Annotated in this window: 10 protein-coding genes; 7 read left to right on the plus strand and 3 right to left on the minus strand. The window is 65.5% G+C overall.

Annotation, left to right across the window (positions count from 1 at the left end):
* The first annotated feature begins 54 nt into the window (after window positions 1–54).
* From M2427_RS19880 to M2427_RS19890, 3 genes are all read left to right on the plus strand, one after another.
* Window positions 55–726, plus strand: a complete 672-nt coding sequence (locus M2427_RS19880) for an OmpA family protein (RefSeq protein ID WP_280708255.1) — start codon at window positions 55–57, stop codon at window positions 724–726.
* Window positions 727–868: 142 nt separating this feature from the next.
* On the plus strand, window positions 869–1,798 hold the full coding sequence (locus M2427_RS19885) for an efflux RND transporter periplasmic adaptor subunit (RefSeq protein ID WP_280708256.1): 930 nt from the start codon (window positions 869–871) through the stop codon (window positions 1,796–1,798).
* Entirely contained in the window at window positions 1,798–4,941 is a 3,144-nt protein-coding gene (locus tag M2427_RS19890) for an efflux RND transporter permease subunit (protein ID WP_280708257.1), read from the plus strand. Before M2427_RS19885 ends, M2427_RS19890 begins: the two co-directional genes overlap by 1 nt.
* A gap of 59 nt (window positions 4,942–5,000) precedes the next feature.
* Here the strand turns inward: M2427_RS19890 and M2427_RS19895 are convergent, their stop codons facing one another.
* Window positions 5,001–5,675: a Crp/Fnr family transcriptional regulator gene (locus M2427_RS19895; RefSeq protein WP_280708258.1), complete on the minus strand. Its 675-nt coding sequence runs from the start codon at window positions 5,673–5,675 to the stop codon at window positions 5,001–5,003.
* 235 nt (window positions 5,676–5,910) lie between these two features.
* Here M2427_RS19895 and M2427_RS19900 point away from each other — a divergent pair, with 235 nt between their 5' ends.
* From M2427_RS19900 to M2427_RS19910, 3 genes are all read left to right on the plus strand, one after another.
* The gene (locus M2427_RS19900) at window positions 5,911–8,022 is read left to right on the plus strand and encodes an AsmA family protein (protein WP_280708259.1); all 2,112 of its coding nucleotides are present in this window, start codon (window positions 5,911–5,913) and stop codon (window positions 8,020–8,022) included.
* Window positions 8,023–8,199: 177 nt separating this feature from the next.
* The gene (locus tag M2427_RS19905; protein WP_280708260.1) at window positions 8,200–10,647 is read left to right on the plus strand and encodes an adenylate/guanylate cyclase domain-containing protein; all 2,448 of its coding nucleotides are present in this window, start codon (window positions 8,200–8,202) and stop codon (window positions 10,645–10,647) included.
* A gap of 331 nt (window positions 10,648–10,978) precedes the next feature.
* A complete protein-coding gene (locus M2427_RS19910; protein ID WP_280708262.1) occupies window positions 10,979–11,806 on the plus strand; it encodes a hypothetical protein in 828 nt (275 codons plus the stop codon).
* On the opposite strand, the gene M2427_RS19915 is transcribed toward M2427_RS19910, so the two are convergent.
* On the minus strand, window positions 11,807–13,075 hold the full coding sequence (locus M2427_RS19915) for a Spy/CpxP family protein refolding chaperone (protein ID WP_280708263.1): 1,269 nt from the start codon (window positions 13,073–13,075) through the stop codon (window positions 11,807–11,809).
* A gap of 272 nt (window positions 13,076–13,347) precedes the next feature.
* Window positions 13,348–14,376 (minus strand): LysM peptidoglycan-binding domain-containing protein, encoded by a 1,029-nt coding sequence (locus tag M2427_RS19920; RefSeq protein ID WP_280708264.1) that lies wholly within the window; start codon window positions 14,374–14,376, stop codon window positions 13,348–13,350.
* Window positions 14,377–14,554: 178 nt separating this feature from the next.
* Here M2427_RS19920 and M2427_RS19925 point away from each other — a divergent pair, with 178 nt between their 5' ends.
* Complete coding sequence (locus M2427_RS19925; RefSeq protein WP_280708265.1) at window positions 14,555–15,256, plus strand: hypothetical protein; 702 nt, start codon at window positions 14,555–14,557, stop codon at window positions 15,254–15,256.
* Window positions 15,257–15,260 lie beyond the last annotated feature (4 nt).

Raw genomic sequence — 15,260 nt, forward strand, 5'->3', positions numbered from 1 at the left:
GGCCTGTTGCCAGGATTTTGGAACCGCGCGGGCTTCGCGCAGGAGGGACTGACAATGAGATTGGCTGCAAAGGGACTGACCGCAATCCTCTCCGTCATCGCCATCGGCGCCGCCCTGTCGCTAACAGTGCCGCCCGCTTTCGCCGGCGACGATAGCAACAACAAAAACGTCACCGAGGACGAGATCGTCCGCGCGCTGGCGCCGACGCCGAAAAAGCCTCTGACCCGCGGCCTCTCGATCACCCCGCAGGCCGATCCGGCGCCGAACCCGGCGGAAACCAAGCTGATCCAGACCGTCCGCGGTCGCGCGACCCGCTCGCTCTCGTCGACCGAGCGCGAGGAGCTCGCCTCCGCAGTCAAGGACAAGCCGAATATCGATCTCGAAATTACCTTCGACTACAACTCGGCCGATATCAGCACCAAGTCGCTGCCGTCGGTGCAGGCGCTCGGCCGTGCGCTGACCAGCCCTGAACTGAAGGGCTCGACCTTCGTGGTCGCCGGCCACACCGACGCCGCTGGTGGCGACAGCTACAATCAGGACCTGTCGGAACGCCGCGCCGATTCGATCAAGCGCTACCTCGTCGAGAAATACAGCATCGCCGCCACCGACCTCGTCACCGTCGGCTACGGCAAGAGCAAGCTGAAGGATCCGAGCCAGCCGTTGGCGGAGGTGAACCGCCGCGTGCAGGTCGTCAATATGGAAAACAAGGCCACCGCATCGAAGTGACCGCGACGAATCCTTTGCGGTGACACGTCGTGATGTGGTGTAAAGTCTCGATCCCGGCGCGCGTCTCGCAGCCCTGCGGGACGCCGCTTCGTTTCAGGCAATCGCTCCCAGCAACCTCCAGCCAGGCCAGGATGATCCGGCGATGAACATCTCCGAATATATCAAGCCTGCAGGAACCGTGGCGTTCATCCTGGTGCTCGGCGTCGGCTATTACTGGTTCGAGCATCGGAGCCATCCCGAAGAGAAAGAGACGCCGGGCGAGGCGCTCGTCATCGTGGCGAAGTCGACCAATGCCTGCTTCTCCGACCTGGTGCGCGTGACCGGCTTCTTCGTGCCGCGGCGCGAGGCCGTGGTCGTGGCCGACCAGGAAGGATCGAAGGTCACCGATCTCTTCGCCACCGAGGGCGCCCTCGTCACCGACAACCAGGAGCTGGCGCGCCTGTCGGCGCCGCCGCAGATGCCGGGCCAGCCGCAACGGCCGGGCCCGCAGGGTCCGATCTCGCTGAAGGCACCCGCGGCGGGTCTCATTACGGAAGTCCGCACCATCGTCGGCGCGCCGGCCTCGCCGCAGGCAGGGCCGATGTTCCGCATCGCCGTCAACAATGAGATCGAGCTGGACGCGCAGGTTCCCGGCGTGCACATGCCGAAGCTCAGCCCCGGCGCGACGGTGCGGATCAGCCGGGATGACGCCGCCGATTTGATCGGCCGGGTCCGCCTGGTGTCGCCCGAGATCGACCGCGCCACGCAGCTCGGCCGCGTCCGCATCAGCGTCACCAACAATCCCTCATTGAAATCAGGCATGTTCGCCCGCGCGTCCATCGACGCCAAGCGAAGCTGCGGCGTCGCGGTTCCCAAGACCGCAATCGACCATCTCACCGTGCAGGTGGTCAAAGGCAACACCGTCGAGACACGCAGGGTGCGCGTCGGCCTGACCTCCGACAGCCAGACGGAAATTCTGGAAGGCGTCGATGTCGGCGAAATCGTTGTCGCCGACGCCGGCTCGTCGTTGCATGACGGCGACCAGATCAAAACCATGTTCGCCGATGAACTCGATCGCAAGCGGGGACGCTGATGGCACTCAATATCTCAGCATGGTCGATCCGTCATCCGCTGCCGTCTGTCGTCTTTTCGTTCATCCTGCTGCTGCTCGGCTGGGCTTCCTTCACCAAGCTCGCCGTCACGCGGCTGCCCTCGGCCGACATTCCCGTGATCTCGGTCGCGGTGTCGCAGTTCGGCGCGGCGCCGGCCGAGCTTGAATCCCAGGTCACCAAGACGATCGAAGACGCCGTGTCCGGCGTCGAAGGCGTGTGGCACATCACCTCGTCGATCACCGACGGCCTGTCGATGACCACGATCCAGTTCGCGCTGTCGACCAACACCGACCGCGCCCTCAACGACGTCAAGGACGCGGTGACGCGCGTGCGCTCGAACCTGCCGCAGAACGTCACCGAGCCGCTGATCCAGCGTGTCGACGTCATCGGCCTGCCGATCGTCACCTATGCCGCGATCTCGCCCGGCAAGACGCCGGAGCAGCTGTCCTATTTCGTCGACGATGTGGTCAAGCGCGCCATGCAAGGCGTTCGCGGCGTTGCCCAGGTCGAGCGCATCGGCGGTGTCGAGCGCGAGATCCTGGTCTCGCTCGATCCCGACCGTCTCCAGGCGATGGGATTGACCACTGTCAATGTCAGCCAGAGCCTGCGCGGCACCAATGTCGACGTCGCCGGCGGCCGCGCCGAGATCGGCAAGAACGACCAGGCGATCCGCACGCTGGCGGGCGCCAAGACGCTGAGCGACCTCGCCGGCACCATGATTCCGCTGTTCGCAGGTGGTGAAGTGCGGCTCGACGATCTCGGCACCGTCACCGACACCATCGCCGACCGCCGCACCTTCGCCCGCTTCAACGGCGAGCCGGTGGTCGCGCTCGGCATCAAGCGCTCCAAGGGCGCCAGCGACGTCGTCGTCGCGGCCGCCGTGCAGAAGCGCATCGATGCGCTCAAGGCGGCTTATCCCGACGTCGACCTGAAGCTGATCGACACGTCGGTCGAGTACACCAAGGGCAACTACGAGGCCGCGATATCGACCTTGTTCGAGGGCGCCATCCTCGCCGTCGTGATCGTGCTGTTGTTCCTGCGCGACCTGCGCGCCACCATCATCGCCGCGATCTCGCTGCCGCTCTCGATCTTCCCGGCGTTCTGGGCGATGGACATCCTCGGCTTCTCGCTCAACCTCGTCAGCTTCCTCGCCATCACGCTGTCGACAGGTATCCTGGTCGACGATGCCATCGTCGAGATCGAGAATATCGTGCGGCACATGAACATGGGCAAATCGCCCTACCGTGCCGCCCTCGAAGCCGCCGACGAAATCGGCCTCGCGGTGATCGCGATCTCGCTGACCATCATCGCGATCTTCGCGCCCGCGAGCTTCATGTCCGGAATCGCCGGGCAGTTCTTCAAGCAGTTCGGCATCACGGTGTCGGTGCAGGTGTTCTTCTCGCTGCTGGCGGCACGTTTCGTCACACCGGTGCTGGCGGCCTACTTCCTCAAGCACCACACCCATGAAGAACCGCCGCCGGGCCGCATCTTGCGGGGCTATCACAGCGTCGTCGCCTGGTCGGTGAAGCACTATTTCTTCACGGTGCTGATCGGCTTCGGGATCTTTGCGGCCTCGATCTGGAGCATCACGCTGCTGTCGCAGGGCTTCCTGCCGACGCAGGACAGTGCACGATCGCTGATCGCCCTCGAACTGCCGCCCGGGACCCAGCTCGCCTACACCGAAAAGGTCACCGAGGACATCGTGGCGCAGCTGCGCAAGCGGTCGGAGGTGAAGAGTATCTTCGTCGACGGCGGCCGTGTTCCGCCCGGCACCCAGGAAGTCCGGCGCGCATCGCTGATCATCAACTACGTGCCGAAGGTCGATCGCAAGATCACCCAGCGCGAACTCGAATTCTCCATCAGCCAGGAGCTGGAGAACATCCCCGACCTGCGCTTCTGGTTCCTGGACGAGAACGGTCTGCGCCCCATTTCGCTTGTTGTGACTGGCGTCGACGCCAATATCGTCAACAACGTCGCAAGCGAGCTTGCGACGCAGATGAAGCGGATTCCGACCATCGCCAACGTGATCTCGGAAACGTCGCTGGAGCGGCCCGAACTGCGCATCGAACCGCGCGCCGATCTCGCGGCGCGGCTCGGCGTCTCGACCGAAAGCCTGTCGCAAACCATCCGCGTCGCCACCATTGGCGACGTCGGACCTGCGCTCGCCAAATTCGACGTCGGCGATCGGCTGGTCCCGATCCGGGTGCAGCTCGAGGACGCCGCGCGCGGCAATCTGAAGACGCTCGAGCAATTGCGGGTGCCGCTGGGCGAACACGGCGAGAAGGGCGGCGTTCCGCTGTCCGTCATCGCCGACGTCAAGCTCGATCAGGGCCCGACAAGCATCAACCGCTACGACCGCGACCGGCAGGCGACCGTTGCCGCGGACACCGTCGGCACCACCGCGCTCGGTGATGCCACCAAGCTGATCAACGAACTCCCGGTCATGAAGAGCCTGCCGAAGGGTGTGAAGGTCTCACCGTCGGGCGACGCCGAGAGCCTGAACGAATTGTCCGACGGCTTCGCAACCGCGATGAAGGCAGGGCTGTTGATGGTCTATGCGGTGCTGGTACTGCTGTTCGGCACCTTCCTGCAGCCGATTACCATCCTGTTCTCGCTGCCGCTGTCGATCGGCGGCGCCATCGCGGCTCTGCTCGTCACCGGCAAGCAGCTCACCACGCCGGTATGGATCGGCATCCTGATGCTGATGGGCATCGTCACCAAGAACGCGATCATGCTGGTGGAGTTCGCCATCGAATCGATCAACGCCGGAAAGCCGCGCGACGAGGCGATGATCGACGCCGGCATGAAACGCGCCCGCCCGATCGTGATGACCACGATCGCGATGGCCGCCGGCATGATGCCGAGCGCACTCGCGGTCGGCGCCGGCGGCGAATTCCGCTCGCCAATGGCGCTCGCGGTGATCGGCGGCCTGATCTTCTCGACCGTCCTGTCGCTGGTGTTCGTGCCCGCGATGTTCATGGTGATGGACGATCTCGGCGCACTGATCTGGCGCTTCGGCAAGCGGCTGATCGTGCACAGCGCGGATGCAGAGACGGGCGACCATCACGAGGCCACTGAAGCGCTACCGCCACCGAAGAGCATCGTGCATCCCGCGGCGGAGTAAATCGCCGCCGACCCGACTGACGCGAGCGGCGCGAAATTCCTCGCCGCGTTAGCAGGATCCTACTCGTTCCGCGCGATTGCCGTCAGCTTGGTCATGTTCCTGAGCAGGATGCGCCCGCGCTGGAGGTCGAGGATCGCCTCCTTGCGCCAGGCCTGAAGCTGGCGGTTGACACTCTCGCGAGCGGCGCCGACGAAGACGCCGAGCTGTTCCTGCGAGATGTGAACCTCGGAACCGAAATCGGCGGCAAGCGCGCAGAGGCGCCTTGCCAGCCGCACCGGCAGCGGCTGCAGCATCGACTCTTCCATGCGCTCGCTTTGCCAGCGGATACGCTGGCACAGCAGCGCGATGATCTTGATCGCAACCTTCGGCTCGCGCTCGAGGAAAGCCAGGAAATCTTCGCGGCGCAGCACGAATAATTCACTGGCCTCGCCGGCGGTCGCGTCCGCGGTGCGGTTCTGGCCATCCAGCACCGCAACCTCGCCGAACAGGTCGCCTGGGCCCATGAAATTCAGGGTCAGCCGGCTGCCGTCGGAGGCGCCGGTCTCGATCCGGACCTGGCCCCGACGCACGCCGAACAGCGCATCGCCAGGGTCGCCCTTCTGGAACAGCAGCTCGCCATTCGCCAGATGCTGGGTGTGGCAGAGGTTGGACAGCCGCTGGAGTTCGTCCGACCCGAGATCGGCGAACATGGCATTCATTTTCAGAATGACCGCAAATTCGGCCTGCTTGCTCATTTCTACGTCCTTGTGAAGCTACTCGAGAATTTCCTGGGCAAATCGTTTGGAAGCATGAACGTCAGCATCGCGTAAAACCGCGCCGGGGAAGTGTGTCATAAGTCACATAATTTTGCAGCACCCTCCGACTATTTTTAGCGGCTTGGAGCGGCTTCCCGTCCCGGGATAAACTTAGGCCCAAGGGACGGGCGATCTGCCGGGTGCGGCACCGCTCGTCCGTCGTTGGAAAGTCGAGATGAGAGCAGTTAAATTCGCCGGCGCGGCGGTGGTGGCCGTCATCATCGTGGTCGCGCTCCTGCTGGTGATCGGGATCCCCTCGGGCTTCCTGACGTCGAAGATCGCCGCGCGCGTGGAGAGCGCGACCGGCTATCGCCTCACCATCGACGGCGCGGCGAAGATCAGCCTGTGGCCGACGCTGAACATCACCTTGAGCGACCTCACGCTGCAGAACCCCAGGGATCGGAGCGGCATCACCAAGGTGACGATCGAGCGCGTGCAGATCGACATGACGCTGGCGAGCGCGTGGTCGGGCCGGCCCGAGATCCGCGAGATCGTCGTCACCCATCCGGTGCTGTACCAGCCGCTGCTGCGCGATCGCCTGCCCAATGCCGATGGGTCTGCAACGTCGAAGCCGCTTGCGGCCGACATGGACGGCGTGACCATCGACCGCTTCAAGATCAGCAATGGCGAAGTCGCCTTCGCCCGCATCCGCGACCGCATCGAAGGCCGCATCAGCGCCATCGATGCCGATGCCGTCATCGGCCGCGACCGCACGGTCAAGGTGACAGGCTCGGCGCGGGTCTATGATCATCCGACCAAATTCGACATCAAGGCGACGACGCCGGCATCTAGCGAGCGGCAGGCAACCCCGGTGGATTTTGCCATCGACATGCCTGACGTGCTGAAGTCGCAGCTGACCGGGCGTGCCGACATGCGCCTCAACGGCGATGTCGTGATGATCAACGGCATCAACGGCACGCTCGGCGATGGCAATTTCAATGGCTGGGCCTCGGTCGACATCGCCAGCAAGCCCTTGGTCAAGCTCGATCTCGACTTCCAGCGGCTGACGATCCCCCAGTCGCAATCCTCGCAAGATGCGTCCGGGCAGCCCTGGAGCGATGCGCCGATCGACGTCTCCGGGCTCAATTATGTCGACGCGCAGGTGCGGATCTCGGCGACCGAAGCGATCTTCGGCCAGGCCCGCCTGGCGCCACTGGCGATCGATGCCAAGCTCGCCGGCGGCGTGTTGAAGGCGGGCACCGCCAATCTCGGCGCCTATGGCGGCCAGGTCTCCGGCGAGGTGATCCTGGATGCGACATCTGGCGCGCCGAGCTTTGCGATGCATTCCGACATCGTCGGCGTGCGCGCGCTGCCGCTGTTGCAGGGTCTTGCGGATTTCGACCGGATCGACGGCAAGCTGCAGGCCAAGCTCGCGCTGCGCAGCGCCGGACGCAGCCAGCGCGCGCTGATGGCGAACATGCAGGGCACGGCCTTCGTCAGCTTCCAGGACGGCGCCATCCGCGGCATCAATATCGCGCAGATGCTCCGCTCGCTGACGACGAGCAAGCTGTCGGGCTGGCAGGATAACCAGAACGCCAACCAAAACTCCAACCAGAACGCCAGCCAGGATCAGAACAAGGAGCAAACCACCGACCTGACGCAGCTCTCCGCCTCGTTCCGCATCGACAAGGGCCAGGCGGTGACGACCGACTTCAATCTGATCGGACCGCTGGTGCGCATCACCGGCGCCGGCACCATCGCACTCGACACCAAGATGATGGGTTTCAGGGTCGAGCCCAAGCTGGTCATGACCACCGAAGGCCAGGGCCGCACCTCCGAGCCGGTCGGCTTCGGCATTCCCGTGATGATCTCTGGCTCGTGGTCGCAGCCGCAGATCTACCCTGACATGGCCGGCATGATGGACAATCCCGATGCCGCCTATGCCAAGCTGCGCGAGATGGGCAAGGGCCTGTTCGGTCCTGACGGCGCCAAGCTCGGCGACATCCTGGGCAGCTTTGGCCTCGGCAGCCCCACTCAGGGCAACAACGCGGCCGGCAACAACACCACCGCGGGCAACACCAATCCGCAGATCCAGCTGCCGAACACCATGCCGATGCCCGGTGGCCAGCTCGGCGAGGCCATCGGCAATCTGATCCAGCAGGGGCTGTCGAGCGGCGCGGGAAACAGCGCCGGCCGGAGCCGCAGCCTGCCCGGCGCGCCGACCACCCCCGCGCCGCAGGCATCGCCGGCCCCGCCGACCCAGGATCAATCGCCTCAAGCCCCGCCTCAGGCGCAGCAGGACAGCCAGCCGATGAACGATGTCATGCGGCAGCTCTTCAACCGGTGATGCGTGCACCCGCGACAATTCACCGCCCCGCCAGCCATCCCGGCGTCCCCTGACGGGTTACCAAACCGGTCCCTCGACACCTCCCTTGCCGGTCCAAAGACCCAAAATGTGGTAGAAGGGCCATGGGGCCCTGCGGCCCCTTAGCGCCGGCGTCGGTCGCGGCGCGAGAGGATCCGGATGGCAGGAGCGAAAGACAAGACCTGGAGTCTGCGCGAGGGCCTGTTCGCCAAATACGTCGTCTCCCTCGTCGGCCTCGTCGTGTTCGTGCTCGCCGTCAACGGCGCGATGGAGACCTGGATCTCCTATCGCTCCACCAAGACCCAGCTGACCGACGGGCTCGGAGACAAGGCGCAAGGCGCGGCCCGGCGGATCGAGCAATCCGTCTCCGAGCTCGAGCGCCAGATCAGCTGGGTGACGACGGCAAGCCGGGACACGCTCGACAAGCGTCGCGCCGACTACAGCCAGCTGTTGCAGCAGGTCGCGGTCATCTCCCAGCTGTACCAGCTCAACGGCGATGGCCGCGAGGTGCTGCGCGTCTCGCGCCAGTCGACCACAACAGGCAGCAACAGTGACCTTGCCCGTGACATCCGCTTCACCGAAGCGGTCGCGCGCGGGGTCAGCTATGCACCGGCCTGGTTCGTCGACCGGACGCCGTATATGTCGATCTCGGTGGCGCATTCCGGCTTCAATGCCGGGGTCACCGTGGCCGAGATCGATCTCAGCTTCCTGTCCGACTATTTGTCGGATTCCCAGCTCGGCAAGGCCGCCTTCGCCTATGTGGTCGACGGGCGCGGCCGCGTGCTCGCGAGCTCGTCCAAGGGTCCTGACGTCGGCACGGATCTGTCGAAGCTGCCGCAGGTCGCAGCCGCCATCGCCCCCGGCGGCGAGGGCGACACCTCAGGCACCGACTTCAATGGCCATGCGGTGCTGACGGCCGAGAGCACGGTGCCAAAACTCGGCTGGAGCGTGCTGTTCGAGCAGCCGACCGCGCAGGCCTTGACGCCGATCCGCGACCAGCTGGTGCGCGTCGCGCTGCTGATCGGCGTCGGCCTGATGGTGGCGATTCTCGCCGGCACGCTGCTGGCGCGCCGCATGATCATCCCGATCACGGCACTCCGTAACGGCGCCCACAAGCTCGGCGAGGGCGACTTCAGCCACCGCATCGACGTGCACACCTCGGACGAGCTGGAAGAGCTCGCCGACCAGTTCAACCGCATGGCCGGCCAGCTGCAGGAGACCTACACCGATCTCGAGACCAAGGTCGAGGAGCGCACCCGCGACCTCGCGCAGTCGATCAACGAGCTGAAGGTGCTGGAAGAGGTCGGCCGCGCGGTCGCCTCATCGCTCGACCTCAACGCGGTGCTGCCGACGATCGCGGCGCGCGCGCTGGAGATCAGCCATGCCGATGCGGTCTTGATCTATGGCTATGATGTCGAACACCACCGCTTCGACCTGGTCGAGGCCAACGGCATCGACAGATCGGCTGACGGCCCTCACCTCACGATCAATGAGGGCGAGACCGTGCTGGGCCATGCCGCCAGCAGCGGCGAGCCGATCGCAGTTGCCGATCTCGACCAGGCCGCCGAGTGGCCGCTGCGCGACGTCGCGATCGCGGCTGGCTTCCATGCGGTGCTGGTGGTGCCGCTGGTCGACCAACAAGGCACGCTCGGCGCGCTGGTGGTGCTGCGCCGGGCCAGCGGCGCGTTCGAGGACAGCCTCATCGGATTGATGCGCACCTTCGCCAACCAGGCGGTGCTGGCGATGCGCAATGCGCGCCTGTTCACCGAGGTCGACCAGAAGAGCCACGCGCTGGAGACGGCCAACGAGACCGTGCGCGCCCAGGCCGACAAGCTCCAGCAACAGACCGAGCAGCTGAAGGACTGGAACAAGTCGCTGGAGGAGCGCGTCGAGACCCAGCTCGGCGAGCTCGAGCGCATCCGCAAGCTCGAGCGCTTCCTGGCGCCGCAGGTGGCGCAGCTGATCGCCTCGTCCGACAGCCCCGAGGGGCTGCTGACCAGCCAGCGCCGCGAGGTCACCGTCGTGTTCTGCGACCTGCGCGGCTTCACCGCCTTCACCGAGGCGACCGAACCGGAAGAGGCGATGAACGTGCTGCGCGAATATCACGCCGCACTCGGCAAGCTGATCTTCAAATACGAGGGCACGCTCGACAAATATGCCGGCGACGGCGTGATGATCCTGTTCAACGCGCCGATCCAGTTCGAGGACCACACCAAGCGCGCCGTGAAGATGGCGGTGGAGATGCGCGACACGATCGGCCCCCTGACCGAGCGCTGGCGCAACCGCGGGCACTCACTCGGCTTCGGCATCGGCATCGCGCTCGGCTATGCCACGCTCGGCCAGGTCGGCTTCGAGCAGCGGCTGGAATATGCCGCGATCGGCAGCGTCACCAACCTCGCCTCCCGCCTCTGCAGCGAGGCCCACGCCAACCAGATCGTGGTCAGCCGCCGCGTCTACGGCATGGTCGAACCATGGGTCGAAGCCCGCGCGCTCGACGATCTCCAGCTCAAGGGGTTCAATCACCCGGTGCTGGCGATGGAGATTCTGAGCTGGCGCGAGGAGGTGGACAACGTGGTGGATGCGGCGGCGGCGCGACGGCGAGGGTAGCCGCGAACCGAAGCGCGAAAACAACCCCATGCACAGTAGCCAAGGCACTGAACCAGCAGTGGGATTCGCGACGATACGGATTTTTCGAAATTCTCCTTGAGGCGTCGGGCAAAACACTGGTATGGTGGCATCATCGGGCGTTTGTGCCTGATCTCTCACCAAGCTCTGATGTCTTTGCCTGTCGGATCGGTCGATCCGATGGCTGTCCTGTCGCCCCGAACCACATCACTGCTCCCTGCGACTAACCCCAGGCCTCAACGACGAGGCGGGAAGTTCGGATGGGAGACGGCCTGTGGTTTTTGCCTTGCCATCGCGTGCGTATGATCTGCAGATGCTGGACCGTCCCGCCGAGCGTGCGCGCGACCATGGCTGGGTGTTTGGCCTGCCGCCGGGCATTGCGAGCGAGCAATGGCCGCTCGATCCCGTCACCGGTTATCCGCTGATGCATGGATTCACACTTTTGCTTCCGGACGATTATCGCGTGCATGGCGAGGACATCGTCGCGGTGTCGTTCTTTGCGACCGCGCCCGACCACAATGACGGCGGCGCGCCTGATGATCCCGAAATCCGCGAGGCCGTGGCGGCGCGCGCCTCGCATCCGCGGCTCTCGCGCATGACCGACATTCTCGATTACGAATATGCCGCGCTGCTTCTGACCAAGGCCGAATATGACGGCGCGTTCGCGACGCCGCCCGAGCCACTTGCGCTTGCGACCGCGGAGCGGCCGCGCTGGCTCGATGTCGGCGGCGCCAGCGCGTTCCATGAATCCGCGCCGGGTTATGCGAAGAAGCTGCTGCAGAGCACGCCGCGCGCCGATCTCACTGAAAACCGTACCATCGTGCTGACGGCCCGCGCTGATGATCCCAATGCCGGCAAGGGCCCGCAGGATGCGCATGTGAAGCGCGGGGCGCCGACCGGGTATCAGCCCTATTACTACTATGTCGGCGACGTGCCGGGCCGCGACAATTTCCGCCTGCATGATTGGGCCAAGGACCACGCGCCCAACCATCTCGGCGGCACCATGCGGCCCTGCCAGGCCGTGCCGGAGATGAGCCCGTTCTACATCGAGTTCGAGGAATATTTCGGCGGCTACAATTTTGGTGGCGGCAATGCGCAGCTGGACTTCAGGGACATGAAGTTTGATTGGGCGTGTGGGTGATCACATCGCCCGCTTCGGCCCCATCGCCTCGAACCCCGCCTTCTGCGCGTCGCTCAGATCCGCTTCGAAATCATCGAGCGCATCGCTGACGCCACCCACCGCCTGCTGCATCCTCTCGAGCCGCGTCTTCACGGCGGTGAGGCGGGCTTGTGGGGTTGCTTCTGGCTTGATCGCACACGGGCTCAGCGTCTCCATGGTGCGCAGCGTGGTGTCCTGAAGCACGTCGAGACGGGCGCGGCCGGTGTCGTCGAGCTTGAGGGTGGCGGCGATGTCAGCGGCGGGCCATTGCTGCTGCACGAGCTGCTCGTACTGACGCTGGGCCTGCAAATCGTAGCGGGGGTCGTCATTGGGATCGCAGGCGGAGGCCGCCTGCGCGTCCTTGTGCTGGCTTGAGGCAAGTGCGGCACGACGTTCCCTCGCCAGCGACTCGAGCTTTGCTTTCTGTTCGTCCTCGAGAAGGCCTGTGAATTTGGCGAGCGCCGGCGCGATCGTGTCCGTGGCCTTGATCATCGCATCCAGTCTTGCCTGCATCACGCCGAGGCGCTCGGCGGCGGTCATCGGAGCCTGCGCCGGGCAGGCGGCGCGGATGGTGTCGCGCGCCGCGGTCCATGGGGCGCCGAGTTCGTCGAGCGCGGTGCGCTGCATCTCATTCGGCTGCACGGCGGCCGCGATGCGGTCGACCGGCAGGCCGCCGGTGTCACTGCTGTCGCAGACCGCTTCCACCGACGGGACCCGTCGTCCAACTCGACTTCGAGCTCGGCCTTGCGGCGCGGTGTAGGCGGCGAGCTCCGGCGCCGCATAGGGCGCGAAGATCGCGGCATAGATGTCGCCATAGCCGTAGAGCGAGAGGCTGGTCGTGTCGCCGAAGATGATCGCCGTGGTGAGATCGTCATGCGCGAACGGCCAGAACACCGGACCGATCCAGCCATAGCTGCCGTCAGGATGACGCCACCAACCCTGCGGACGGCGACCGCCATGCCAGCCCGACAGCGCAGCCTGCGCCGTCATCGCGGCACGCAGGATGTAGGGATTGGCGGGTTGGCCGCGCTCGCTGCTGCGCGGATCCTGCGACCTCAATGCGGCGTCACGGGTGCGGCCTCCGCGCACGGCCATGCGGCCGTGACGCAATCGCGCCAGCCCGATGACGTGGCCGACGGCGAAACGGGCAACCCCGAGCGGCCCGCCGCGTATTCCGAACTGCGCTTCCGCCCGGTTCGGCGGTAGCACTGCCAGAACGACAAGGATCGCGCCGACGAGCGCTAGTCCCAACCGCGATCTCGATATGGCAACCGAGCTGACCACTCCTTGGCCCTCCTCCAGCGCCAAGCGCGCATCACGTCGCAGGGAGAAGACTCGCCAGGGAACCAAATGTTCCGCACTCTCCCTCGTCATTCCGGGGCGCGCCCTTGGCGCGAACTATGGTGCGCAATCGCGCACCTGAGAATCCATAGGGCAGCGACAATGGTGGCACGATGGATTCTCAGGTGCGCAACTGCGCACCATAGTTCGTCGCTACGCGACGCCCCGGAATGACGACCACCTCACTGCGCGTTTTGCGGCACCAGAACGGTCTGGCCGGGATAGATCAGATTGGGATTTTTGATCTTCTCGCGGTTGGCGTTGAAGATCACCGCGTAGCGGGCGCCGTCGCCATAGGCGAGACGGCTCAGCGCCCAAAGGCTGTCGCCGCGGGAGACCACGCGGCTGCCGGCTTCCGCCGGGGTGGTCGCGTTGAGCACGTCCGCGGGCGACGCAGCGGCGACGGTCGCGGCGGTCGGAACCCTCGCCATGGATTTGGGTTTCGGTGCGCCCATCATGCGGGGCCGAACCGCCGACCGCTCCGGGTTCGCGGCGAGGCGCGGCGGCAACGACGCAACGACATCCGATTTGTCGTCGGGTTTTGTTTCTTGTTTGGTTTCTTGCGGCTTTGCTTCAGGCTTTACGTCAGGCTTGGCGACCGCCGCGACACGCGCCGGCGGCGGCGCAGCCTCGGCGACCGTGACCGGCATGGTGCGGCTGGATTGCATGATGGTTCCGTCGGGCGCCTTGGCGCGCAGCGCCAGCTCATAGCTGCCGGCGGGAAGCTTGGGTGGGGTCATCACGAACTGGCCCGACGCATCGGCGACCACGCTGTCGAGCGGCTGGCCGTCGCGCAGCAGCTCGACCTTGGCACCTGGTGCGGCCTGCCCCGCGATCACGGCGGCCTCGCCATGGTCGTCGACGCGGGCAACATCGAAGCGAGGGCCGGTGTCCGCAACTGAAGGCTGCGGCTTGGCCGGCGCGACATCGGCCAGCGCCGCGATTTGCTTCTGGGTCTCGGCCAGCGCACCCGGCTTTGATGCCTCGGCCGGTGCCGGTGAGGGCACGACCGCAGCGAGCTTCGGCTCTGCTTTGGGCTCGGCCTTGGGTTCGGCCTTGGCTGTGGGGCTAGCAGGCTTGGCGGCGACTGCAACCTCGGTGCCCGCCCCGCCCGGCAGCAGGCGACGCAGCTCGCTCGGGCCGATCACCAGCACGGTGCCGACCACGGCAAGCAGACAGAACGCGATGAAGGCCTTGGTTGCGGTGATCATCAGTCCTCAACCTTGATCGGAATTTCGGGTCGCAAATCAGCCCCGGCAAACTGCGCCGTTTTGGCTGCGGCAGCAAGACGGTCGATGGGATGACCGCCCGACAGGGTGAACCGGCGCGGCCCCTCCGGCGTCCAATCACCGACGCCGCCTTGCAGCTATATTTCAGGGAATTTCCTCGATGACCGGATTTTGCCGCGCCGCGCCATGGCTGGCGCTCGCCCTGATGTTTGCCGCCGCCCCCGCGCTGGCCGCCTCCGGCCCGCCGCCCGGGTTCGTCCTCACCGACAATGCCGATCTCGCCTTCACCTCGCCCGACGGCGCCACCAGGCTCGAGCAGTACATGAAGGATGCCGGCGATTGGGACGTCAAGTGGCAGGTCTGGGCGCGGCGCGGCGACCAGATGACCGAGCTGAAGCCGGAGCAGGGCTATGGCGCCGGTTTCCGTTTCACCGCCGACTCGCAATGGCTGGTGCGGATGCAGAAGACCGGGTCCGGCGAGCAGGACCTGTTTCTCTACCACGCCGAGAACGGCACCTTCGTCAGCGCCACCGGGAAGAAATCGCTCAGCGATCTCGCCTGGAATTATTTCTACGGCCGGCCGGAGACCAAGACGTTTCCCAAGCTCGACTTCCACATCTCCGCCAATCTGCTGGAGGGCACGGAAGACGCCTACCGCTCGCTCGGCATGGGCTGGCCCAACAACCGTTACCTCGTGATCCTGCTCGGCGGCGAATTCGACAAGCATCCGAAGAACACCGTGATGAAGGGACTGGGCGGCTGGCAAGTCCGTTACGATCTGAAGACCGGCAAATTCGACGTGCCGGCGGAGTGGGCCAAGAGGAATGCCGAAGCGCTGAAATGGGAAGTGAAGCGGGAGTGAAAGC

The sequence above is a fragment of the Bradyrhizobium sp. BR13661 genome, assembly GCF_029892425.1.
In the GTDB taxonomy this organism is placed as follows: domain Bacteria; phylum Pseudomonadota; class Alphaproteobacteria; order Rhizobiales; family Xanthobacteraceae; genus Bradyrhizobium.

Bases quoted from the DNA above. Each gene is read 5' to 3' on its own strand.
- M2427_RS19885 (WP_280708256.1), top strand. From the start codon at position 869: ATGAACATCTCCGAATATATCAAGCCTGCAGGAACCGTGGCGTTCATC.
- M2427_RS19905 (WP_280708260.1), top strand. From the start codon at position 8,200: ATGGCAGGAGCGAAAGACAAGACCTGGAGTCTGCGCGAGGGCCTGTTC.
- M2427_RS19895 (WP_280708258.1), bottom strand. From the start codon at position 5,675: ATGAGCAAGCAGGCCGAATTTGCGGTCATTCTGAAAATGAATGCCATG.
- M2427_RS19925 (WP_280708265.1), top strand. From the start codon at position 14,555: ATGACCGGATTTTGCCGCGCCGCGCCATGGCTGGCGCTCGCCCTGATG.
- M2427_RS19890 (WP_280708257.1), top strand. From the start codon at position 1,798: ATGGCACTCAATATCTCAGCATGGTCGATCCGTCATCCGCTGCCGTCT.
- M2427_RS19900 (WP_280708259.1), top strand. From the start codon at position 5,911: ATGAGAGCAGTTAAATTCGCCGGCGCGGCGGTGGTGGCCGTCATCATC.
- M2427_RS19910 (WP_280708262.1), top strand. From the start codon at position 10,979: ATGCTGGACCGTCCCGCCGAGCGTGCGCGCGACCATGGCTGGGTGTTT.
- M2427_RS19880 (WP_280708255.1), top strand. From the start codon at position 55: ATGAGATTGGCTGCAAAGGGACTGACCGCAATCCTCTCCGTCATCGCC.
- M2427_RS19920 (WP_280708264.1), bottom strand. From the start codon at position 14,376: ATGATCACCGCAACCAAGGCCTTCATCGCGTTCTGTCTGCTTGCCGTG.